The following is a 23,373-nucleotide window of genomic DNA, read 5'->3' as shown; positions in this document are numbered from 1 at the left end:
ATTACATTCCTGGATAAGATTCGCCAGGCAAAAAGCCTGTACCGTGGCCGGGCTGGTAATTCTCTGGTTTGATTTTCTGTATCTCACCCCGACGCTTCGCTTGCCCCCAAGTCAAATGACTTGGTTTAGTCTCAACATGGTAATGTTCACCATGATGCCTTGGGTTGAATGGGCCTGAATCACCTGGGTGGCTTTCATAACGGATTCGAGTATTGCTATTGGGTTCCCAAATCATACGAGTTGTGCCGTGTTGAGTTGTGGATACTCTTGGGGCAACCCCTAATTCTTTGGTTAGATCGTTCGGGTTTTCAGGAAAATGGGATTTCGCACTCTTGGTGGCATAAGAGTCCAACGCCTCCTCTTTACACGTCAACCCATACGGATCAACCCAACCCACCGGATTCGGCACATACCGGTAGTTATTAACCCCACCTAAAAGCCCAATCGGATCCTGCTGCGTAAACGCCCCAACCTCCGGATCATAATACCTGAACCGGTTGTAGTGCAGCCCAGTTTCTTCATCGTAGTACTGTCCCTGGAACCGGATCGGTTGTTCGATGCGGTTGCAGTGTTTGATGGCTAGGTTGCCATAGGCTGTGTAGCTGACGCTCCAGGCAATTTCGCCCTGGCTGTCGGTCAGGGTATCTGGGGTGCCCAGGTGGTCCAGGTGGTAGTGGTAGAGTTCGCCGTTTTCGTCCAGGGCGATGGGTTTGAAGGTGCCCGGTTCGAAGTAGTAGGTGCGGGTTTTGGCGGTTTCTCCGCTGTTTGTTTTTTGTACGGTTTCGCGCAGCAGGACGTCGCCGTCCCAGAGGAAGTCGGTGTGTTGGTCGTCGCTGATTTTGGCGATGCGGCGGCCGAGGGGGTCGTATTTGTAGTGGGTTTGGCGTTGTAGTTGTTCCTGGCCGTTGTCGTCGATTTTGAGTTGTTCGACGCGGGTCAGCTGCTGGCGGCTGTTGTAGTGGTAGCGGGTTTGCAGCTTTTGGTTTTTGCCTCTGAGGGCGGCGATGCGGTTGCCGTGGGTGTCGTAGCGGTAGTGGGTGTCGCCGCGGAAGGCGAGGCGGTTGCCAGCGGCGTCGTAGTGGTGGGTGATTTTGGCCTGGCCTTGCCAGTCGGCGATGAAGCTAAGGAGGGGTTTCTATTTTTATGGGTGTCTCGAAATGACCCCGAAATGCTCGTGTCTATGCCTTTGCCAGTGTCGGTGACTGTGCGGTTTTAGGTGTAGCGGGTGGTGGGGACTTTTCAATTACAGTTTTATGGGTATCCCGAAATGTTGTAACCGCTCCCTTACCAATTGCACTTATTATCCGAAACCGCGTTTGATAAAAGCTTACTCAATGAAAGGTAGCCGCTTTTCAATTTGAATGTTTCTCTATATGTAGCCATTTCAGAATCATTTGCGTAATAAATGCGGGGCTTGGGGATACCATGGTGGGCTTATTTCACCATTTTTGTGGGGGTATAAAATCATGGTCTTTGAGACTATTTGGCTGGCATGGAAATTTTAGCCCCTTTAATTTTGTAGAGAGCCAATTTATACACCTGGCTCTCGGGTAAAGCTTTTATTTTAAGATATTAACAAGGGATCTTCATAAGCATTTCTTTTAATTGCTTTATGCCTTCCTCAGATTCTATACATTCGACTGGTTTTTTTCCATTGAGAGCATCGATGTTTGAATGCAGCCACTCTTTGTAATGACTGCCTATGTGGAATTTTATTACGGCTGCAATTTTTTTGTCGCCAACTATATTTTCTAGCTCTTTATTTTCTTCAGAATCCTCGAAATCATCTAGAAATATATTTGCATAGTCTTCCCATTTTTTTTGTATGCTCATTATTAATACCCCTTGAAAGAAATTAAATTTGCACCTGCTGGATTTCTAGCAGATGGGGCTAGTATTCCGTCGAACCCGTTCTCTTTTGCAAATTTACCAATGGCATGAGTGGTGTCATAGCTGTCTCCTGTTATTTCTTCAAGAGTTACGCCTAATTGATCTCTTACTTTTGGATCTGTGATATCAAGTATATTATTCATTTTTACTTCTTTTGAGACTAGCTCGCGACCTGTTAGCGCACCATAGTGAGCTATTTCCGCTTCTGCGGTTTTAGCTGTTGTTCCGCCATAAACACCACTTATTCCAGGTTCTGTATATCTATGGTTTGCTGCTTGATTCCATTTGTGTGCATGCCAAGTGGTGGAGATACGATCTGGCTGTTCATATCGATAAATGGTTCCCTCAAATATTTTTCCTTTAGGTATTGTTTTTGGCTTTATTTCTTTACAAGTCAACCCATACGGATCAACCCAACCCACCGGATTCGGCACATACTGGTAGTTATTAATCCCTCCCAGCAACCCAACCGGATCCTGAGTCGTAAACGCCCCAACCTCCGGATCATAATACCTGAACCGGTTGTAGTGCAGCCCAGTTTCTTCATCGTAGTACTGTCCCTGGAACCGGATCGGTTGTTCGATGCGGTTGCAGTGTTTGATGGCTAGGTTGCCATAGGCTGTGTAGCTGACGCTCCAGGCGATTTCGCCCTGGCTGTCGGTCAGGGTGTCGGGGGTGCCCAGGTGGTCCAGGTGGTAGTGGTAGAGTTCGCCGTTTTCGTCCAGGGCGATGGGTTTGAAGGTGCCCGGTTCGAAGTAGTAGGTGCGGGTTTTGGCGGTTTCTCCACTGTTTGTTTTCTGTACGGTTTCGCGCAGGAGTAGGTCGCCGTCCCAGAGGAAGTCGGTGTGTTGGTCTCTGTCGGTTTTGGCGATGCGGCGGCCTAAGGGGTCGTATTGGTAGTGGGTTTGTTGTTGTAGTTGTTCCTGGCCGTTGTCGTCGATTTTGAGTTGTTCGGCGCGGATCAGCTGCTGGCGGCTGTTGTAGTGGTAGCGGGTTTGCAGCTTTTGGTTTTTGCCTCTGAGGGCGGCGATGCGGTTGCCGTGGGTGTCGTAGCGGTAGTGGGTGTCGCCGCGGAAGGCGAGGCGGTTGCCGCGGATTTGGGTGTTGTCGGCTTGTTGTTTGGCTTCTTCCACGGAGCCGGCGGCGGCGAGGATGTTGTGGGCCGGGTCGTGGATGAAGTGTTCGGGGTTGGGGCCTTCGACCTGGGTGAGGCGGTCGAGGGGGTCGTAGTGGTAGTTGCGGGTGCCGCGCAGGCTGTCTTCGATCTGTGCCAGTTGGCCTGCGGTGTTGTAGCGGTAGCGGCGTTGGTGCAGGGGGTTCTGCACGGGTTTTTCGGTGGTGCCTTGGGCTTTGCCAAGGCGCATTTGTTGCAGCCGGCCCTGGGGGTCGTATTGGTGTTCGGTGGCAAGGCCGTTGCCGTGCTGGCGCTGGATTTCGCGGCCGAGGTCGTCGTGGGCTATCGCGGCGAGTAGTTGTTCCGCTTCGGCGCCGGCGAGTCGGCGGTGGAGGCTTTGGAACTGGCCGGCGGCGTTGTAGGCAAATTTCAGTTGTTCGCCGTCGGGCAGTGTGGTGGCGATGCGGTTGCCGGCGGCGTCGTAGTGGTGGGTGATTTTGGCCTGGCCTTGCCAGTCGGCGGTCACGCGGCCGCAGGGGTCGTATTCCCAGCGCAGTTTGCGGTGGGGGTTTTGGGCTTCGATGAGTTGTCCGAGGCGGTTGTAGCGGAAGCTGGTGGTGCCGTCGGGGGTGATTTCTTGCAGCAGGCGGCCGAAGGGGTCCCGCTCGAAGAGGGTGTCTATGCCTTTGCCGGTGTCGGGGTCGGTGACGGCGCGGCTGCTGATGAGGTGGCCGGCGCGGTTGTAGGCGTAGCGGGTGGTGGGGACTTTTCGATTATAGTTTTATGGGTGTCCCTTAATGTACTGATCGATCCACTACACTGGCTCTACTTGAGCCGCAATTTCGAAAGCTGCTTCAAGTCTCTGGTCGGAGCTACTCACTCGGTGCGCAACGCCTGTGAGCGGCTCGGAAAGCGCTGGGTTCACGGTATCCGTGATTGCACACGCTATTTCTCTCCTCCGCTTAGCACATAAGGCTCTTCCATTTATCAGACAGCATCTTCACGGACTTTCCGTGGGAGCAGCTCTATCTCAAATGGAAAGATTATTAGCCTTGCTCACACTCTATTCTGCGGTAACGAGAATATCTGCGTATTAACGCTGGTTGGAAGCATATTTATGGCTAATTTTCTCTATCTTTCCAATTTATGGATGTCCATGAAATTGCATTATTTATGTGGCAATTTATGGGTGTCCCAAAAATAATTATCCACGATTCCGGAATGGAGAGGCGATAACTGATCAATCAGACGGGGTAGCCGCCTGATCGCATACACCAGATTTGACGATAACTCCGGTCAAATACAGCCCGAGTTGGCCTACCGGGGGCTTTGCTTCATTAAATGAGGCCAGGCAGTGGGTAGAGGGGTTTATGCATTGGTACAACCACGAGCACCTGCATAGCGGCATCAAGTATGTTACTCCTGCGGACAGACATGAGGGAAAGGACGTAGCCATACTATCCGCGCGGGATAAAGTTCAGAAGCAGGCGCGGGAGAGAAATCCAGAGCGCTGGTCCGGAGCGACCAGGGACTGGACGCCAGTTGGCCCAGTGGCGCTGAACCCACAGAAAGAAAAATTGGCAAACAGCGTTGCCGCGTAATGAAAAAAGGCGACAACTATCTTGAAAAACACCGCCACTGGCGCAGGCAGCGGGCGGTGGGCTTTTCGATTACATTTTATGGGTGTCCCGAAATGCTTTCCGAAATGCTTTTGGCTGACACAGAATTTTGAACAGCCTCGCCAGCTTAGTGACGTGTTCTTTGAGTTGTTGTTCGAGGTCTTGATTGTTCATGGTTCTGCTCATGTTATCTTCCGGTTAGGGTATGGGAGCATGAGCAGTTACACAATTTAATTTACAGCCTCTGTGTTATTTATTTCCTTAATTAAGTAGCGCCTACATAAATACTCCCACCCGGAAGTGTAAAAGCCCATGGCTCTACCGTTTCTGTAGAGAACACTTCCAGTCGTCGGCCATCAGACAATTGAAAAGCAGGATCAACATGAATACTTGATCCTTGTGGTTGTACTGCTACAAGACTTAACCCTTTCAATTTATCAACCCTTGTATCAATGTTGTTGTCCCAACAAGCAAAATCTATAGAGGACTCTTTGATTATCCGCCAAGCGCTGGTCGTGGAAAAGCTCCATTCATCTCCTGCAATAATGAATGTATCTCCATCCCATGAAATTTCCTTGATCACTAAAGGTAATAAATCGTTTAAAACATTAATCAAATTCGTAATCATAATTATGGCCCCTGAACTATATGGGATCTTTCACGGACAAATTGTTTGCGCCCTGCCCTAGTCAGTCCGGACGGAGGTTGAGGCGGTTTACCTGTAAATGGGTCAATGGGTCCTCCATTAGCATTTGTAAAAGAAGCTCTTCTTGGGTTGCGCCCGTCGGCAGCCATTGTGCGTACGATATTTCCATTAGGAAGAGTATGGGCTCGGCCTACAACATTGCCACTAGTAGGCGATATTACATCCTGCGAAGGAAATCCCGCATTATCAAATCCCTGACGCATTCTGCTTTGGCTAGTGGACACTGTCGTACCATTAGAGCCAACAATGAAATCAGGTCTGCTTCCCTTCTTAACGGAAGAATTCAGTGTCTCCTCTTTACAAGTCAACCCATACGGATCAACCCATGAAACAGGATTAGGCACATACTGGTAGTTATTAACCCCACCTAAAAGCCCAATCGGATCCTGCTGCGTAAACGCCCCAACCTCCGGATCATAATACCTGAACCGGTTGTAGTGCAGCCCCGTTTCTTCGTCGTAGTACTGTCCCTGGAACCGGATCGGTTGTTCGATGCGGTTGCAGTGTTTGATGGCTAGGTTGCCATAGGCTGTGTAGCTGACGCTCCAGGCGATTTCGCCCTGGCTGTCGGTCAGGGTATCTGGGGTGCCCAGGTGGTCTAGGTGGTAGTGGTAGAGTTCGCCGTTTTCGTCCAGGGCGATGGGTTTGAAGGTGCCCGGTTCGAAGTAGTAGGTGCGGGTTTTGGCGGTTTCTTTGCTGTTTGTTTTCTGTACGGTTTCGCGCAGGAGTAGGTCGCCGTCCCAGAGGAAGTCGGTGTGTTGGTCGTCGTTGATTTTGGCGATGCGGCGGCCTAAGGGGTCGTATTGGTAGTGGGTTTGTTGTTGTAGTTGTTCCTGGCCGTTGTCGTCGATTTTGAGTTGTTCGACGCGGGTCAGCTGCTGGCGGCTGTTGTAGTGGTAGCGGGTTTGCAGCTTTTGGTTTTTGCCTCTGAGGGCGGCGATGCGGTTGCCGTGGGTGTCGTAGCGGTAGTGGGTGTCGCCGCGGAAGGCGAGGCGGTTGCCGCGGATTTGGGTGTTGGCGGCTTGTTGTTTGGCTTCTTCCACGGAGCCGGCGGCGGCGAGGATGTTGTGGGCCGGGTCGTGGATGAAGTGTTCGGGGTTGGGGCCTTCGACCTGGGTGAGGCGGTCGAGGGGGTCGTAGTGGTAGTTGCGGGTGCCGCGCAGGCTGTCTTCGATCTGTGCCAGTTGGCCTGCGGTGTTGTAGCGGTAGCGGCGTTGGTGCAGGGGGTTCTGCACGGGTTTTTCGGTGGTGCCTTGGGCTTTGCCAAGGCGCATTTGTTGCAGCCGGCCCTGGGGGTCGTATTGGTGTTCGGTGGCAAGGCCGTTGCCGTGCTGGCGCTGGATTTCGCGGCCGAGGTCGTCGTGGGCTATCGCGGCGAGTAGCTGTTCCGCTTGGGCGCCGGCGGGTCGGCGGTGGAGGCTTTGGAATTGGTCGGCGGCGTTGTAGGCAAATTTCAGTTGTTCGCCGTCGGGCAGTGTGGTGGCGATGCGGTTGCCGGCGGCGTCGTAGTGGTGGGTGATTTTGGCCTGGCCTTGCCAGTCGGCGGTCACGCGGCCGCAGGGGTCGTATTCCCAGCGCAGTTTGCGGTGAGGGTTTTGGGCTTCGATGAGTTGTCCGAGGCGGTTGTAGCGGAAGCTGGTGGTGCCGTCGGGGGTGATTTCTTGCAGCAGGCGGCCGAAGGGGTCCCGTTCGAAGAGGGTGTCTATGCCTTTGCCGGTGTCGGGGTCGGTGACGGCGCGGCTGCTGATGAGGTGGCCGGCGCGGTTGTAGGCGTAGCGGGTGATGCGGCCGTCGAAGCCGGTTTCTTCGATCAGGCGTTCGGCCAGGTCGTATTTGAGGGTGTAGCGTTCGCCCTTTTCGTTGGTGAGGCCGATGAGGTTGCGCTCGCCGTCGTAGTGGTATTGGAGGCGGCTGCCGTCGGGGTTGGTACGGGCTTTGACTTGGCTTAAGCCGTCGTATTCGTAGCGGGTGCTGCGGCCTTCGGCGTCGATGATTTCCGCTACCAGGCCATGAGGGGTGTAGCGGTATTCGGTGCGGGTACCGTCCGGCGCGATAACGGCGCTGATGCGGTCTTGGGCGTCGTATTCGTAGCGGGTGCTCTGATTGGGTCCGTGTTGTACTTCGATCAGGCGTTGGGCGTTGTCGTAGCGGTAGTGCTGCGAGCGGCCCATGGGGTCGTGCACGGCGGTGAGTTTGCCCTGGGGGTTCCAGAGGTAGCGGGTGGTGTGGCCGAGGGGGTCGGTGACGGCACCCACGAGGCCCAGGGGGTTGTAGCTGTATTGGGTGGCGTTGCCGAGGGGGTCGATGGTTTCGGTGATCTGGCCGCTTTGGTTGTAGCGGCGTTGCCAGCGGTGGCCGGCGGGGTCGGTAATTTTTTCCGGTAGACCTTCGGCGTTGTATTCGATGCGGTGTTCGCCGCCGGTGGCGTCGATTTTTTTGATCAGGCGGTTGTGGCTGTCGTATTCGTAGTGACACCACAAACGCCGTTGAAGCCGTGCACCGGCAGTCTCAAAAACTGACCAAAACCAAGGGTGGCTTAGCCAATGAGAACAGCTTACTCAAGCTGCTGTACGCCGGTATACTGAAAGCCTCTGAGCGCTGGACGCACCCAATCCAGAACTGGAATCTGACGCTGTCACAGCTGGCGGTTCACTTCCCAGAACGCTTGGAGAAATACATCAGTCTGTGAGACTATTTGGTTGACACAGAATTTTGAACACCCTCTATTTGAGAGGATGCTACGCCCTTAGTTAAGTATTAGGTAAGTTATTAAAGAGCTAGAATTGTTTAGTTAAGTGTATAGGGTTATTTTGCTATATCTTTGAAAAGATTTAATAGTCCTCCCTCTAATAACATTTCGTCTGTTAGTTGCTTTTCCTGGTATCCAAATGCACTGTAATCTGGTACTCTGCTTAGGTTTTTCCAGGAGATACCTTTTTGATACTTTTCGCCACAATTCATATCTCTAGATATTTTTAATTGTTCGCCGTCTATTGTATTGGTGATGCTATACTGACCTGAGGGTAGACCTCCATCCTTAGATGAGCGCCATATCTTATTTTCGACCGTATCAATGAACCAAGGAATGGATTTAATTGGATACTCGGTTTGATAAACATCTAGGCCAGGCTCATCTTCTTGATCTGGGGATAATGACGGTGCTTTGGTTATCAAATAAAGGAGCTTGTCAGAGATAACTACAAATAATTCTTGATTGGCGAAACCTAAATTTTGATTTCTATAAATCAATCTGTGATTGTTAGGAAGGTTATCGGTGTTTAGTAGCATTTACTTGCCTTTTATCGGTTTTGCAGGGATTATTTTTGCGGCACCATTTTTTTCCAGCTCTGCTAAGCTTAATGGATCTCTTTCAAATGTAAATGTTTCTACAACTCCATATTCTTGCCCAATTTCTTTGGCATACCTTGATTCTGGAGTGACTTTAGTTAACCCGTTTCCAGAAAATATTGGGTTTGCCCCGAATTCTATTTGAACAATATGTCTAGCTTGCAGGTTTTTTTGCAGGGCCTCATCTGATGTATATTTTTTTGAATATTTGTATACTGACGATTTGTCATAGATGTTGCCTCCCGCGTCAGTATATGATTTGACAAATCTTCTATATTTTTCAGACATTTCTTCGCTCATTAGGTCGTTCATGTCTGCCCCTAAAATTTGTAATTCCTCATGGAGCTCTCTATTTCCAAAGCTTGCCATGTTTTCGTACGTTGGAATAAAGCTCTCCCTCTCTGTTTGGGGTGGCATTTTTTCCATATCTATAATGGCGATACTAAATGGCTGATCGGGATCAAAATCTTTAATGCCAAATAGTCCAGCCAATAACTCGGGGTCAGAATCGGCGTTTTCTGCCATGTCGAATGTAGTTGCCCAATAGGGCGCTCTGCCGGACGGGCGCGTAAACCCAAGTGAGTTGTTTCCTATAGTATCTGCGCTTCCAAAAATGAGCCGAAAGTAAAAGCGATCATTAAGTTCGCCTTTATTCACTATGTCTATAAGGTCAGAATCTGTATATTTCCCACTGTAACCGTTTTTCTTAATGTTTTCTCTAGCTTTTTTTAGCCTGTCTACTGCTTCAGTAAGTGATACGGGTGGGGCGTTTTTTTTCTTGATGTTGTTGGCGCTATCGGTGTTCACTTTGTGCACGGGGGGAGGCACGGGTGCTTGGGGCGCCGGGGCGTCGACGGTTTCCAAGTCGTCGAAGCTGGCACCTTTACCTCGGGCGCCGCGGGTTTTGGCGCGGATCAACTGTTGTTTGCGGCCCTTGGCAAAGTCCATCATCAGTTCGCCCACTACCTTGAAGCGGCTGAGCAGGCGGGTGTTTTTGGCCATATTGGCCACAGCGCCGACACCGCCGGTAAAGGCCGCCAGTAGGATTGTGAGGATGATTTCAAATACGCCGGCACCGGCCAGTTCGGTGATTTCCAGGCTGTGCTGGGCCTTGACATAATCTTTGGCGAACTGGGTGACGGCGCCGCGCAGGGAGGGTTCGTCGTACAGTAGCTGGGCGACCTCGAAGGCCTGTTCCAGCTGTTCGCGGGAAATCTTGCTGGGGTCAAAGCCCAGTACATCGACGATTTCTTTGTGTACCTGGGACAGGTGTTCGCTAATGGACTGGTCCAGGGGTTTGTCGTACAGGAGGTAGTCGTATGAGGCGGTTACCGTTGTAATACTCTGGCGGACGGGGTGAACCAGGGCCACCACTTCCATCACGTCCTTGGCCCATACCGCCAGGTCCCAGGCAGCATTGCCAAGGCCGGTGGCGCCGCGCTCGATATAGGCGCCGACTTTTTCCAGTGTGCTGCGCTTCTCGTGGACTTTCTGAATCCGCGCCGCCTCGGCGCGCTCCTCGGCGATAATCCGCTGCAGGCCGCGACGGATTTGCTCCAGCAGCTGGGATTGCTGTTCCGCCAACTGGTTTTCACCCAGAGGGTTTTCCTCGATGATCAGGCGGTTTTCCCGCAGGGCCAGATACACCTGCCGGTGCCTGTCGCTCAGATGGCTCGGCGCCTCTGCGTGGAGGGTGATGGAAGTGTGGCTTTCTGCGGTATGCAGGCTGCGCGCAGAGGGGTCGGGATATTTTTTGTCGAAGGCGAGGAATTGCTCGTAAATCTGATCGAGTACGTCCGTGTCAAAAGTCTCCAGCAGGAGGTGGACGTCGAGGTTTTGGGGCATCCCGGTGTGGTAAGTCCATCCCGCTCTCACCCGATAGCGAATTCCCCGGCGGTTTTCGACGCTCAAGTACATAGACAATCCCTTGGCCTGTTGTAAAAGCCAAATTTTAAATTAATGGAAAATTTTGGCAAAGGAGGGGGACTGTGATGAGTTACTAAAAATTAGTGAATAAGAGAATGCTTTTTATCAATTTAGCTACATTATTCGATATGTTTTAATTAATGCATGGCTACGACATCCTCTCTGATGGTGGGGGGTGACGGGGCTCTGCCGTTCAATTGTGCGAGACAAGGGCTCTAATTGATTCGCGAGGGAGATGTAGAGGGCTTCGCGGCGCTCCGGCAATGGGATAGGTTTTTCGAAAGGGCATGAATAAATCCTTACAACCCCTGCCACTCTACTATTCGGTGGTTTCGAAATAGTCATCTCTCCACCCGTACTTTTGATCTGGGTGAGGAGTATCTTAGTTAGCAAGGGGAATCAGAGGCCTCTTTGCGCTCCACAGCGGATGTGTAGCGTTGGAAGGTGGGGATTTCAATGAGGCCTCAATTTTCTCATGGCGGTGTGCTGAGTATCGCAATTGCGTTGGGAACTGGCGCGGGGTTTGGCATAATCTGCACTGCTTTTAGATGTGTTTAAAAAATATACTATGCGCCGCTGACCCTGGCACCCAACTCTATGACGCTTTCCCAATTCTTTGTCGCCGCTATTTTCATTCTGGTCATCGGCACCCTGATCTTTACCCGTTTCCGCCCTTCACTCATCTTCGCGTCCGCCGCCGGGGCCTGCTTTCTAACGGGTGTGGTGCCGGTAGAGCTGGCGCTGCAGAAAGGGGCCAACCCAGGGCTGGTGACGCTGGTTGTGTTGCTGCTGGTGTCGGTGGGGCTGGAAAAGGCGCGCTGGCTGAGAACGATATCCGACGGCCTGATCAATGGGTCTCTCAAGGCCAGCTTGGTGCGCCTTACCACGGCGACCGCACTGAGCTCCGCTTTCCTCAACAACACCGCGGTGGTGGCGGCTCTGGCATCCAGCGTCAAGGCGCAGCGGCGCCACCCGGCGGCCAAGCTGCTGCTGCCGCTGTCTTACGCGGCTATTCTCGGCGGCACCCTGACGCTGATCGGTACTTCCACCAACTTGATCGTGAACAGCTTCGTGGTGGACCGCGGGGTGCCGGGGCTGGATTTCTTTGCCTTTCTTCCGGTGGGTGTGGCGGCGGCGCTGGTGGGGCTGTTGGTATTGTTGCTGTGTAACCGCCTGTTGCCGGCGGGGCCGGTCACGGATGAGCCGGTGACAGAGTATTTGCTGGAGGCGGAAGTGGTGGGCGATGCGCCCCTCGACGGCAAAACTGTGGAGCAGAACGGATTGCGGCGCCTGGAGACCCTCTATTTGGTGGAGATTGTGCGCGACGGGCATGTGATCAGCCCGGTGGCGCCCACGGAGGTGATCAAGTCCGGCGACAAGCTCATATTCAGTGGTGATGTGCGCGACCTGGGGCGGTTGCAGGATATCCAGGGGTTGCGGGTGTTCGCCCTGGAGGACAAGGCGCTCGACATCGATTTGACCGAGGTGGTGATTTCGCCCAGCTCCAGCATACTCGGACAGACCCTAAAAAGCTGCCAGTTCCGCACCCGCTTTGATGCCGCCGTGGTGGCCATGCGGCGCGGCGGTGAGCGGTTGTCTGGCAAGCTGGGAGAAATCGAGTTGCGAGCCGGGGATGCCTTGCTGCTGGCAGTGGGGCCGGATTTCAAACACCATCTGAACATCGACAAGAACTTCTATGTGATCAGTGGAAGGGAGGTGCGCCGCGAGCTGTCCCGGCGCGACAACTGGCTGCTGGGGCTGGGTTTTGGCGCTGTAGTGGCAGGTGCGGCGCTGGGCTGGTTTTCTCTGTTAAAGGGGTTGGTGTTACTTCTCGGTGGTATGCTCTGTCTGGGCATTGTTTCCACTGCCGAGTTGCAGCGGCGGTTCCCCTTCCAGATCTGGCTGATTATCGCCTGTGCACTGGTGCTGGCGGAGGCCTTTGCCGGCAGCGGGCTGGCGGATGTACTGGCCGGGGGATTGCGCGATCTGCTGCAGGGCTGGGGTCCGCTGGCAGGCCTGGTGGGGATTTTCCTGCTGACGCTGGCGCTGACCGAGCTGATGACCAACAATGCCGCCGCCGCGCTGGCTTTCCCCCTGGGGTGGAGCCTGGCGGAGAGTTTCGGCGTGAGTTGGATGCCTTTTGCGATGGCGGTGGCCTACGGGGCCAGCGCCAGTTTCCTGACCCCTTTTGGTTATCAGACCAACCTGATGGTGCAGAACCTCGGCGGCTATCACCTGCGCGACTTTATACGGGCGGGATTGCCGCTGACGGTGGCTTATTCCGTGACGGTGCTGGCTTTGTTGCCGCTGGTATTTCCCTTTTGAGAAATAAAAAAGCCGAGCCTGGGCGCCGAAAAGTGTAAAAACTGGCGGTCGGGAGCAGTGCGGGGTTGATGCCAGAAAATGAACGGAGGAGCAGTCTTTTTGCCGGTCGCCAAGCGCTTATTTGTAGTGGAGGAACATAAAAACCCCTCCACCGATTACTTCATCGCGCCTTACCTGCGAGAACTGGGCGTATCCCCCGTGTACTGCGCTTTTTCGCAGGTGCCCCCGCCGGAGCAGCTGCAAGGTGCCGGGGTGATTTTTGTGCGCTATGTACCTGCCAACTGGAGCGCCCTGGTGGAACGCTGCCGGGACAGAATCGCCAGCGTGTACTTCTTTATGGATGATGACCTCTTTGACTGGCGGGCCTTCGCAGCTATGCCGCTGCGCTACCAAATGAAAATCTTGCGGCTCAGCTGGTCGGGTCGCAAGTGGCTGGCGTCGGTTTCTGGCGTTTTTGCAACAAGTGTTTGAAAAAATAATCGCGGTGCGGGAACAGTGGCAGAAGGCGATTCGGGGAATTCCCCGCAGCTATAAATGCAGTGTTTTATATCTATAGTTGGGGGAAGTCAGAGTGCTGGAAACAGTGAGACGGATTATCCGCTTATTTTGACAGTGCCCCTGTGGCTGCTGGAGCTGTTGTCTTGGTGCAAGAGTTTTAAAAACAATTCGATGAACGGCAATTACTGACTGAACCTGTGCAGTTTGTATGCGGCATGGGTTGTGCTGGCGCAAGTGTTGTTTTGTTTCCGCTTACTGTTGTTGGTGTCTTTTGTATTGGCCACGGGCTGGCGGGTAGCGATTATTTCGCCGAGGCTTTAGCCGCGAAATAGATCGGAGCGGGTTGATTTATTGGCAGTCGTATAGGTAGTTACAGGCGATTACACGCAGGGAAAACACGGGATCACCGCTGTGCTTGTGTATGGGGATTGCCGCCTCTACCACCGCCTGGCGCGGCAGGTGTGTAAAGAACTGGGGGTGTTCTTCGGGGTTTTCGAAGAGGGCTATTTGCGCCCGGATTTCGTCACCTTGGAGTGGGGCGGTGTCAACGCTTATTCCGGCACCGACTGGTCTCGCCCGGCTATCGACAGTTATCGTTCGGTTGGGCGCTGCGGCCCCTCCCGCAAAATCGGGCTCACCTTTTGGCAGCGGGCTTGGTTCGTGACTGCCTATTACCTGAGTGCGCGCTTCCATCGCGCCCGTTTTCCCCACTACCAACACCATCGCAACCGGGACTGGAAAGCGGAAACCGGTTGCTGGTTGCTGAGTTTCTGGCGCAAGGGGCTGTACAAAGTGACTCAGCGGCGGATACTGCCGCGGTTAGTCAGTGAATTTTCCGGACGCTTTTTCCTGTTTCCGCTACAGACATGCGACGATTTCCAGATCCGCACTCATTCGGACCTGCTGTCGATCGAGCATTCGATCGATGTGGTTATCACCTCTTTTGCCGCCAATGCGCCACAGGGTGAGTTGCTGGTGATCAAGCACCACCCCATGGACAGAGGCTTCCGCCACTACGGAAAGCTGATTGATACCCTGGCGCGGCAGCGGGGAGTGGGAGACCGCGTTGTCTACTGTCACGATCTGCACCTGCCCAGCCTGTTGAAGCACGCGAGGGGTGTGGTGACTATCAACAGTACCGTGGGCATTTCCGCCCTGTTGCACGGGGTGCCGACCAAAGTGCTGGGCCGCGCCCTTTACGATATGCCCGGCCTCACTCACCAGGGGGACCTGCACGGCTTCTGGCGGCATCCCGATCCCGTGGACCAGGCTCTCTTCCGCCGTTTCCGCACTTATCTGTACGAGCGGACCCAACTGGACGGCAGCTTCTTTAAATACATCGACATCACGGTAGAAGCGGCCTGTCACCAACTGCTGCCGGTAATTGCCGCCAAGCCTGCGGCCGAGGCGATAGTTTCTGAGGCCGCTTACTGACAGAGGCCGGCCGCTATATGGCTGCGGGTGGTTTTGCCCGTTAAGCTGTTGCGGCGTGCCTCCTGTCTATGGAACCACTGGCGCTTGGTCTACCATTATCTGAGCCGGCTAAAATATATGCTGCCGGTTCCGTTAGAACCTGTTAGACTGCGCGGCCTTTTACCCCCGCCGTACCGGCGCCCGGCAGGGCGCACTGGCTCCAAGTGAACTCCGAAATGACCGATACCCCCAACGCTCCCAGCTTTGACCAGTTGGGTCTGCCGACGCAAATACTCAGCGCCCTTGAGAAGCTGGGCTATGAAAGTCCCTCGCCGATTCAGGCTCAGACCATTCCTTCTCTGCTGGAAGGCCGTGATGTGCTGGGGCAGGCGCAGACCGGCACTGGCAAAACCGCCGCTTTTGCGCTGCCCTTGCTGGCACAGCTCGACCTCAGCGAGCGCCGCGTACAGGCGCTGGTGCTGGCGCCGACCCGCGAATTGGCAATCCAGGTGGCGGAGGCCTGCCAGTCCTACGCCGCCAACTTGAAGGGCTTTCATGTGGCGCCGATTTACGGCGGCGCCGACTACCGTGGCCAGATGCAGCAACTGAAACGCGGTGTGCAGCTGGTGGTGGGTACTCCCGGGCGGGTGATGGACCATATGCGCCGCGGTTCCCTGGATCTCTCCGGTTTGAAGACACTGGTTCTGGATGAAGCCGATGAGATGTTGCGCATGGGATTTATCGACGATGTGCAGTGGGTGCTGGAGCAAATCCCGGAAGAGCGCCAGGTGGCGCTTTTCTCCGCCACCATGCCGAAGGAAATTGCGCGCATTGCTCGCGAGCACCTGCGAGAGCCGGTGGAAGTGAAAATCCGCGTAAAGACGGAGACCGCCGAGACCATTCGCCAGCGCTACTGGCCGGTGGGTGGTCTGCACAAGCTGGATGCGCTGACCCGGATTCTCGAGGCGGAACCGGTGGACGGCACCATTATCTTCGTGCGTACCAAAAACAGTACCGTGGAGCTGGCCGATAAGCTCACTGCACGGGGCTTTGCCGTCGCTGCCTTGAATGGCGATATGGCACAGAACCTGCGCGAGGCGGTGATCGACAAGCTGAAAAAAGGTGTACTGGATATTGTGGTGGCCACCGATGTGGCTGCCCGCGGCCTGGATGTGGCGCGTATCAGCCATGTAATCAACTACGACATCCCCTACGATGCCGAGGCCTATATCCACCGTATTGGCCGCACCGGCCGCGCCGGGCGCGAGGGGGATGCGATTCTGTTCGTCGCCCCGCGGGAGCGGCGCATGCTGCGCATTATCGAAAAGGCCACCAAGAAACCGATCGAGCGGTTGGAACTGCCCAGCGCCGCGGCGGTGAATAATGCGCGTATGGAGCGCTTCCGCGGACGCATTACCGAAACCCTTGAAGGGCAGACAGACCTCGCACCCTACCGCCAACTGGTGGAGGAGTACTTGGCCCACAACGAACGGGACCCTTTGGATGTCGCTGCGGCTCTTGCCGCTATGGTTCAGGGTGACCAGCCGCTGTTAATCAAGGAAGAGGAACGCAAGCCGCGCAAGAAAAGAGAGCGTGGCGACGACAACTTCGAGAGCCGCAAAATGGCCCGAAGGGCGGATTCCAAAGACAGGTTCAACAAGGGCGAGTACGAGAAAGATAAGAAGATGCCGCCGCCCGATGAAGGGCTGGAGCGTTTCCGTATCGAAGTGGGACGCGAGCACGGCGTACGCCCGGGCAATATCGTCGGAGCCATCGCCAACGAAGTGGATCTGGACAGCTCCTATATCGGCCGAATTGAGATTTACTCCGAGTACACCACGGTGGACTTGCCGGAAGGTATGCCGAAGGAGGTGTTTCTGCACTTAAAGCAGGTGCGGGTAGCCGGCCGACCGATGAAGATTTCCCGCCTCGGGGAGCGGTCTGGAAGGTCCAAGGCAAAGCCCCGCGGGGGACGCAGGGCAAAGCGCCAGTAAGATCGGGTAGTCGCGGCCTGAGGCCGCGATCAGTGCTTTACCGCTGCGGCAACATGCGGGTCAGTGTGTTGTCCTTCTGCACAAAGTGGTGCCACAGGGCCGCCGCGATATGCAGTCCCACCAGAATCAACAGGGCTGGCCAAAAAACCTCTTTGTGTAAAAAGGCAATTTGTTTACCCAGGTCCGGGTTTTTCTCCAGCAGGCGCGGCAGTGCAAACAAACCGAAGAATTCGGTATCGCGTCCAAATAGCTGGCGCATTGAAATACCGGAAAGCGGCATCACCAGCAGCACCAGATACAGCGCCCCGTGAAGCAGTGAGGACAGGGCGCGCTGCCAGCCCGGCCCTTCGACCTGGGGGCGTTTATGGCGGGCCCGCCAGTACAGGCGCAGCACTAGCAACAGCAGTACAGTGATACCCAGGGAGAAATGCAGCCGTACCAGCCAGCCGCGCATGGGGTCTTCGCGGTCGTAAAATTCGTGCAGCTCTACTGCGCCCCAGACGCACAGCAGCAGTATCACGAACAGCCAGTGCAGGCCCTTAGTTACCGGGTGCCATCCCGAATTCTGATTAGTCATCGACAGTCTCCTCTTAAGCTATTGCAGTCATTCTAACCACATATTGAATACCGCCAAGGGGTAAGTGTTTGGTTTAAATTTCTTTACAGTTTGCCGTTATCCCCTTCAGAGCGTTCAGTAACCCACTACAGGCCAGCTTAATCTGTTACACAGCACGGATATCATTGAGGGTGGCGAAGCAGGTATCCCGCGCGGTTTGCAAAAAGTCTTCAATGAATGCCTGCGTCAGCATTTCTTCCCGCACCGCTGCGTAGAGGGTGCTCCACAAACCCTGCTCCCCCAGGCGGAGCTGGTTGACAAACCCTTTTTGCAGATACTCGTGCAGCGCCCAGTTCGGCAGCGCGCAAACGCCGCGACCACTGGCCGCGAGCTGTACCATCATCACCGTCAGTTCCGCCGTGCGCACATCGGCGGGTTCCACCCCGGCGGGGTCGAGAAAATGTTGGAAGATGTCCAGCCGCTCCCGTTCCACCGGGTAGGTGATTTGTATTTCCCCGGCCAAGTCCTCCGGTGATACCCAGCGCTTTTCCGCCAACGGATGCCTGCGGCTCAGTGCCAGCACCATTTCAAAGCGGAACAGCGGCTGGTAGTGAATCCCCTTCAAGTCCGGGTCTGGATTTGAGGTAACCACCAAATCCAGGTCGCCGCGGACTAGTGCCGGCAGAGGGGCGAAGTGGAAGCCACTGGACAGATCCAGTTCTACCTCCGGCCAGTTGTCCCGGTATTTGTCCAAAGTTGGCATCAGCCACTGGTAGCAACTGTGGCACTCAATGGCGATATTCAGCCGCCCGGCCTGGCCACTGGCCAGCCGGGCCAGATCCCGCTGTGCCAGCGCCACTTGCGGCAGTATTTCGTCCGCCAGTTGCAGCAGGCGCAACCCGGCGCTGGTAAAGCGCAGTGGCCGCGACTTGCGCACAAACAGCGCTTGGCCGTGGCGGTCCTCCAGTTCGCGGAACAGGTGAGACAGGGCTGACTGGGTGAGATGTAAGCGCTCGGAGGCGCGCACCATACTGCCGGTTTCCCGCAAAGTCGTGAGGGCGCGCAAATGCCGCAGTTCAATCATCTTTAGAAATATTCATGTTTCAGGCAAAAAATATGAAATTGATTGAACACCTTTGCACCCGCAGAATCAATCCCGAATTCGCCCCCTCGCTCCCCTTGTTGGAGAGGGATCGCTCCTAATGAACATTGAAAAGACCTGGGAAATTACCGATGGCACTGACACATATCCTCGGCTATCCGCGCATTGGCGCTGGCCGCGAACTGAAAAAGGCACTGGAGGCCTACTGGCGCGGGGATCTCCCGCAGAGAGAACTGCTGGCAGTTGGGGCGGAGATACGCCGCGGCAATTGGCAGGCGCAGAGGGAAGCGGGCCTGGAGCTGGTAACCGTTGGTGATTTCGCCTGGTACGACCAGGTGCTCAATCACACGCTGATGTTCGGCGCTGTGCCGCCGCGCTTTGACGAGGGCGCTGCAGACAACAAACTGGATCAGTATTTCCGCATCGCCCGCGGCCGCGCTCCCTCGGGCAGTCCCGTGGCCGCCAGTGCCATGACCAAGTGGTTTGATACCAATTATCACTACCTGGTACCAGAGTTCAGCGCCGACCAGAATTTCGCCTTGGACAGTGACTGGTTGCTGACCGAGGTGCAGGAAGCCCGGTCACAGGGCCACAACACCAAGGCGGTGGTTATTGGTCCTCTGACTTATCTGTGGCTCGGCCGCGCCGAGGGCGACGCCCTGGCACTGCTGCCGAAGTTGTTGCCCTGTTACACGCAGCTGTTGCGGGAGCTGGCAGAGGCCGGTGTCGAGTGGGTACAGCTGGACGAGCCGATACTCGGGCTGGACTTGCCGGGCGCGTGGCGCGATGCCTTTGCCCCTGCCTACCGGGAACTGAATGCGGCAGTACCTGCGCTGAAACTGCTGCTGGCTACGTATTTCTCCTCTTTACAGGAAAACTTGCCGCTGGCGTTTGCCCTGCCAGTGGACGGGGTGCATATCGATTGTGTGCGCGCGCCCGAGGAACTGTCCACTGCGGTGGAGGCTCTGGGCCCGAATCAAGTGCTGTCCGCTGGCGTTCTGAACGGTCGCAATGTCTGGCGCGGCGACTTGGCCAGCTGGCAGAGCCGCTTAAAGCCAATCGCCGAACAGTTGGGCGATCGCTTGTGGCTGTCTGCCAGTTGCTCTCTTTTGCACTGCCCAGTAGACCTGGAAACAGAAACTGGCCTGCCGGCGGAGCAGAGACAGAAACTCGCCTACAGTCGCCAGAAACTGGAAGAACTGAAGCAGCTGCAAAGCCTGTTGCAACAGGATGCGGCTACGGATGCGTCCGCGAGTGTTGCGGCGGTGTCTTCGAGTACTGCGCTGGAGGAGCTGCAAGATACCTGGCGCCCGCAGTCCTACGCCGAGCGTGCGCCACTGCAGGCCAAACGCTGGCAGCTGCCTTTGTTGCCCACTACCACCATTGGTTCTTTCCCACAGACGGATCTGCTGCGCAAAGTGCGCAAACAGTTCCGCAGCGGAGAAATCAGCGAACAGGATTACCGCGATCATTTGCGCGCAGAAATTGCCGAGGCCATACGCCGCCAGGAAATTCTCGGTCTGGATGTGCTGGTGCACGGCGAGGCGGAGCGCAACGATATGGTGGAGTATTTTGGCGAGCAGCTGGAAGGTTTCGTGCACACCGGCAACGGCTGGGTGCAGAGTTACGGCTCCCGCTGTGTGAAGCCGCCGATTATCTTTGGCGATATTTCGCGGCCGAAACCCATGACGGTGGAGTGGATCAGCTACGCACAGAGCCTGACGAAAAAACCGGTCAAGGGCATGCTCACCGGTCCGGTGACAATATTGAACTGGTCTTTCCCGCGCGAGGATATTCCCCGCGCCGAGAGCTGTCTGCAAATTGCCAAGGCGCTGCGCCAGGAGGTGCTGGATCTGGAAGAAGCCGGTATCGGCATTATCCAGATCGACGAACCGGCCCTGCGCGAAGGGGTGCCTTTGCGGGAGTCGGAACACAAAGCCTACTTCGACTGGGCAGTGGCCTGTTTCCGCTATACCTGCAGTCAAGTAAAGCCGGAAACCCAGATTCACACCCATATGTGCTACAGCAACTTCAACGCGATTATGGATGCGATTGTGGCCCTGGATGCGGATGTAATTACCATTGAGTCCTCCCGTTCGGACCTGCAGTTGCTGCATGCATTCTCTGGCGAGAAAGGCGGTTACCCGAACGAGATTGGCCCGGGCGTCTACGATATCCACTCGCCCAATGTGCCGCAGCGGGAAGAACTGGTGGCACGGCTGAAGAAAATCGCTGAGGTTATTCCCCTGGAAAAACTCTGGGTGAATCCGGACTGCGGCCTTAAGACCCGCAGTTGGGCCGAAGTGGGGTCATCGCTGTTGAATATGGTGGAGGCAGCGCGGACGCTGAGGGCGGAGCTGGCCTGATTCGCGCCCATGCCACTCTTGGGGCATTACTCCTGAACGAATTGCTCAGGCGATGGGGGACATTTCGAAACCACCGGCTGCAGGGAGGTATCCGGTCGAGCTACAGGGAAGTGCTCACGGGTTTTCGAAATGCCCCATTGCTTGAGCACCTAAGGTGCTCAAAGCGAACAAATCTGCGGTTTCTCAGTCCTCCGCGTAGCAATTCCGAGTGATATTCTCGACACCGTCTGCACGTACAATGGCGTTATCCTCGATACGCACACCGCCGAAGGGGCGCAGCGCATCGACCTTGCTCCAATTCACTTCTTTTGCCAGTTCAGAATCTTTCAGTTCCGCCAACAGGCTGTCGATAAAATAGAGACCGGGTTCGATGGTGAAAACCTGGTTTTCTTCAATAGTGCGCGTTGTGCGCAGGAAGGGGTATTGGGCCGGCGGGGGGGTGACGCCGCCTTCCGGACCGGCCTGATGGCCGCCCACATCGTGTACCTGCAGGCCGAGAAAGTGGCCCAGTCCGTGGGGCATAAAAGTGCCGGTAAGGCCGGATTCCACCGCATTGTCGGCGGAGGTTTTGATCACGCCGAAGCGATTCAGTAACTCGCCCACCTTTTGGTGACATTCCCGATGCAGGTCAGGGTAGGGGAGGCCCGGCTTCAGGCCGGCAACCAGCTCTTGTTGTTTTTCGTCCATCGCCGCCACAAGGTCCGCGAATTCGCCGTCGCGGTAAGCGTAAGTGCGGGTGATGTCCGCACAGTAGCCGTTGCAGTCGGCACCCGCGTCGATGAGGAAGGTCCTCCGTTCTGATTCCGGCAGGCGCTGTTCGGAGAGGTGGGTGTAGTGCAGTATGGCCGCGTGCTCGTTCAGGGCAATGATATTGCCGTAGGGCATGCGGTTTTCGCCCTGAGCCGCGGCTTGCAGATAGGCGAGGTTGATCTCAAATTCGCTGGCACCTTCGCGGAAGGCAGCTTCCGCAGCTCTGTGGGCTTTTACCGCTATGCGGTTGGCCTGGCGCAGGCAGGCGAGTTCATAGGGGGTCTTGTAGGCGCGCGCCCAGTGCAGCCGCGCCAGCAGTGCTTCTGGATTGGGGGTGCCGAGCGGCCAGCCATCCAGACCGTCGGCCTCGCCGAGAAAGGCGGCCCCTTCTGCGCTCAGGAATTGTTTGGCATCTGCCGGGCTTGCGATCAGCTCGATATCGTAAAAGTCGCTCCAGTAGGTCTGCGGCGCTGGCGGCACATAGTGCCAAAAGTCCACCGGGCGGTAGAACAGCAGCTTGGGCTTCTGCCCGCGGCGGTAGATCACCCAACTGTGGGGATTGTCGGTTACCGGTACCAGCGCTTTGAACTGGGGATTTACCTTGAAGGGGTAGTAGTTGTCGTCCAGGAACTGCACCTTGGGTGCGCCGCTGAACACGTTGAGTGTGTCGAAGCCGCAGGCTTCGAGAATGTCATCGTAGCGGCGTTGCAGGGTGGCGATATGTTCAGCGTAGAGATTCTTATCCATATTGTTCCCCGGATAGGTGAGCGGGTTTGTGAATCAGTCAATCGGCATAGTGTATAGTCTGGGCCTTGGATATTTGGCCTGAATTTCGAACATGGAAAAGAAGATACTGCTGACCGACTGCCCCGATGCCAAGGGGCTGATCGCGAAGATCACCAATATTTGCTACAAGCACCAGCTCAATATCATCAAGAACGATGAATTCGTCGACCGCGAGCAGGGCCGCTTTTTTATGCGTACCGCACTGGAGGGGATCTTCAACGACCAGACCTTTCTGGAGGATCTGGATCTCACTTTACCGCAGGGGGCAAAGCGGCGTCTGGTGGCCAGTGGGCGCAAACGCCTGGTGCTGATGGTGACCCGCGAATCCCATTGTCTCGGCGATATTCTGATGAAGTGCTACGCCGGTGCCCTGGATGTGGAAATCGCAGCGGTGATCGGCAACCATCCGGACCTGGGCTCGCTGGTGGAGAAATTCGATATCCCCTTCCACCACCTGCCGGCGGATGGTCTGGAGCGGGCGCAACACGAGCAGCAGGTGATGGCTCTGGTCGATGACTACTGTCCGGATTACCTGGTGTTGGCCAAATACATGCGGGTGCTGACACCGGACTTTGTGGCCCACTACCGGGACCGCATTATCAATATCCACCACTCATTCCTGCCCGCATTTATCGGTGCCAGGCCTTACCAGCAGGCCTATGAGCGAGGTGTGAAGTTGATTGGGGCAACGGCGCACTTCGTCACTGATGACTTGGATGAGGGGCCGATTATCGAGCAGGACATTATCCATGTGGATCACGCCTATTCCGCCGCAGCCATGGCTGCGGCCGGGCGGGATGTGGAAAAGCTGGTGTTGACTCGCGCGTTACAGCTGGTGCTGGAGGAGCGGGTGTTTATCCACGGCAACAAGACGGTGGTGTTTAAATAGTTTTTACACTCTGAATTTAGGGAACCTTTGATTAATTCGCGTGAACACTATGGTAGCTTCCGGGGCGCTCAGGCTACAGCATCTATTCAGA

At 55.4% G+C, this 23,373-nt stretch carries 20 protein-coding genes and 1 pseudogene; 11 read left to right on the top strand and 10 right to left on the bottom strand.

The window, feature by feature from the left end; genetic code table 11:
* Position 1: 1 nt before the first annotated feature.
* Entirely contained in the window at positions 2-640 is a 639-nt protein-coding gene (locus A3224_RS17305) for an RHS repeat-associated core domain-containing protein (protein ID WP_231902526.1), read from the bottom strand.
* Between the two features lie 18 nt (positions 641-658).
* Here A3224_RS17305 and A3224_RS17300 point away from each other — a divergent pair, with 18 nt between their 5' ends.
* Both A3224_RS17300 and A3224_RS17295 read left to right on the top strand, forming a co-directional pair.
* Positions 659-892 carry a hypothetical protein gene (locus A3224_RS17300; protein WP_067154758.1) on the top strand — a complete coding sequence of 78 codons (234 nt, stop codon included), beginning with the start codon at positions 659-661 and terminating at the stop codon, positions 890-892.
* Entirely contained in the window at positions 893-1,216 is a 324-nt protein-coding gene (locus tag A3224_RS17295) for a hypothetical protein (RefSeq protein ID WP_067154756.1), read from the top strand. It abuts the gene before it with no gap.
* Positions 1,217-1,572: 356 nt separating this feature from the next.
* Here A3224_RS17295 and A3224_RS11640 read toward each other — a convergent pair whose 3' ends face one another.
* Both A3224_RS11640 and A3224_RS11635 read right to left on the bottom strand, forming a co-directional pair.
* Positions 1,573-1,833 (bottom strand): MbcA/ParS/Xre antitoxin family protein, encoded by a 261-nt coding sequence (locus A3224_RS11640; RefSeq protein WP_067154753.1) that lies wholly within the window; start codon positions 1,831-1,833, stop codon positions 1,573-1,575.
* Between the two features lie 2 nt (positions 1,834-1,835).
* Complete coding sequence (locus A3224_RS11635; protein WP_067154750.1) at positions 1,836-3,530, bottom strand: RHS repeat-associated core domain-containing protein; 1,695 nt, start codon at positions 3,528-3,530, stop codon at positions 1,836-1,838.
* Between A3224_RS11635 and A3224_RS17670 the strand changes: the two genes are divergently transcribed.
* Both A3224_RS17670 and A3224_RS11625 read left to right on the top strand, forming a co-directional pair.
* Complete coding sequence (locus A3224_RS17670; RefSeq protein ID WP_407939251.1) at positions 3,492-3,977, top strand: hypothetical protein; 486 nt, start codon at positions 3,492-3,494, stop codon at positions 3,975-3,977. The genes A3224_RS11635 and A3224_RS17670 overlap by 39 nt on opposite strands.
* A gap of 397 nt (positions 3,978-4,374) precedes the next feature.
* A complete protein-coding gene (locus A3224_RS11625) occupies positions 4,375-4,605 on the top strand; it encodes a hypothetical protein (RefSeq protein ID WP_067154744.1) in 231 nt (76 codons plus the stop codon).
* A 283-nt stretch (positions 4,606-4,888) separates the two neighbouring features.
* On the opposite strand, the gene A3224_RS16925 is transcribed toward A3224_RS11625, so the two are convergent.
* Together A3224_RS16925 and A3224_RS17665 are read right to left on the bottom strand one after the other, a co-directional pair.
* Entirely contained in the window at positions 4,889-5,251 is a 363-nt protein-coding gene (locus A3224_RS16925) for a hypothetical protein (protein ID WP_139223321.1), read from the bottom strand.
* A gap of 2 nt (positions 5,252-5,253) precedes the next feature.
* Positions 5,254-6,603, bottom strand: coding sequence for an RHS repeat domain-containing protein (locus A3224_RS17665; protein ID WP_407939296.1), 1,350 nt, complete (start codon positions 6,601-6,603; stop codon positions 5,254-5,256).
* A gap of 1,199 nt (positions 6,604-7,802) precedes the next feature.
* On the opposite strand from A3224_RS17665, the pseudogene A3224_RS11615 reads away from it, so the two are divergent.
* Positions 7,803-8,018, top strand: a pseudogene (locus tag A3224_RS11615) (IS256 family transposase); the annotation flags it as partial.
* 116 nt (positions 8,019-8,134) lie between these two features.
* Here the strand turns inward: A3224_RS11615 and A3224_RS11610 are convergent.
* Both A3224_RS11610 and A3224_RS11605 read right to left on the bottom strand, forming a co-directional pair.
* Positions 8,135-8,617, bottom strand: a complete 483-nt coding sequence (locus A3224_RS11610; RefSeq protein ID WP_067154738.1) for a hypothetical protein — start codon at positions 8,615-8,617, stop codon at positions 8,135-8,137.
* Positions 8,618-10,588 (bottom strand): hypothetical protein, encoded by a 1,971-nt coding sequence (locus A3224_RS11605; protein ID WP_231902371.1) that lies wholly within the window; start codon positions 10,586-10,588, stop codon positions 8,618-8,620. It abuts the gene before it with no gap.
* A 612-nt stretch (positions 10,589-11,200) separates the two neighbouring features.
* Here A3224_RS11605 and A3224_RS11600 point away from each other — a divergent pair.
* From A3224_RS11600 to A3224_RS11585, 4 genes are all read left to right on the top strand, one after another.
* The gene (locus A3224_RS11600) at positions 11,201-12,928 is read left to right on the top strand and encodes an SLC13 family permease (protein WP_067154732.1); all 1,728 of its coding nucleotides are present in this window, start codon (positions 11,201-11,203) and stop codon (positions 12,926-12,928) included.
* Between the two features lie 99 nt (positions 12,929-13,027).
* On the top strand, positions 13,028-13,399 hold the full coding sequence (locus tag A3224_RS11595; protein WP_156481473.1) for a hypothetical protein: 372 nt from the start codon (positions 13,028-13,030) through the stop codon (positions 13,397-13,399).
* Positions 13,400-13,837: 438 nt separating this feature from the next.
* Entirely contained in the window at positions 13,838-14,860 is a 1,023-nt protein-coding gene (locus tag A3224_RS11590; RefSeq protein WP_197462982.1) for a capsular biosynthesis protein, read from the top strand.
* Between the two features lie 215 nt (positions 14,861-15,075).
* Positions 15,076-16,833: a DEAD/DEAH box helicase gene (locus A3224_RS11585; RefSeq protein WP_067154723.1), complete on the top strand. Its 1,758-nt coding sequence runs from the start codon at positions 15,076-15,078 to the stop codon at positions 16,831-16,833.
* Between the two features lie 37 nt (positions 16,834-16,870).
* On the opposite strand, the gene A3224_RS11580 is transcribed toward A3224_RS11585, so the two are convergent.
* A complete protein-coding gene (locus tag A3224_RS11580) occupies positions 16,871-17,410 on the bottom strand; it encodes a cytochrome b (protein WP_067154720.1) in 540 nt (179 codons plus the stop codon).
* 145 nt (positions 17,411-17,555) lie between these two features.
* Complete coding sequence (locus tag A3224_RS11575) at positions 17,556-18,473, bottom strand: LysR family transcriptional regulator (protein ID WP_067154717.1); 918 nt, start codon at positions 18,471-18,473, stop codon at positions 17,556-17,558.
* A gap of 149 nt (positions 18,474-18,622) precedes the next feature.
* Between A3224_RS11575 and metE the strand changes: the two genes are divergently transcribed.
* On the top strand, positions 18,623-20,857 hold the full coding sequence (metE, locus tag A3224_RS11570; protein ID WP_067154714.1) for a 5-methyltetrahydropteroyltriglutamate--homocysteine S-methyltransferase: 2,235 nt from the start codon (positions 18,623-18,625) through the stop codon (positions 20,855-20,857).
* A 183-nt stretch (positions 20,858-21,040) separates the two neighbouring features.
* Here the strand turns inward: metE and pepQ are convergent, their stop codons facing one another.
* A complete protein-coding gene (gene pepQ / locus A3224_RS11565) occupies positions 21,041-22,354 on the bottom strand; it encodes a Xaa-Pro dipeptidase (protein WP_067154711.1) in 1,314 nt (437 codons plus the stop codon).
* 91 nt (positions 22,355-22,445) lie between these two features.
* Between pepQ and purU the strand changes: the two genes are divergently transcribed.
* Positions 22,446-23,282, top strand: a complete 837-nt coding sequence (gene purU / locus A3224_RS11560; RefSeq protein ID WP_067154709.1) for a formyltetrahydrofolate deformylase — start codon at positions 22,446-22,448, stop codon at positions 23,280-23,282.
* Positions 23,283-23,373 lie beyond the last annotated feature (91 nt).

This window comes from Microbulbifer thermotolerans (genome assembly GCF_001617625.1).
In the GTDB taxonomy this organism is placed as follows: domain Bacteria; phylum Pseudomonadota; class Gammaproteobacteria; order Pseudomonadales; family Cellvibrionaceae; genus Microbulbifer; species Microbulbifer thermotolerans.
Note: the sequence above shows the minus strand (reverse complement) of the source record. Positions and strands in the feature narration are given on the sequence as shown.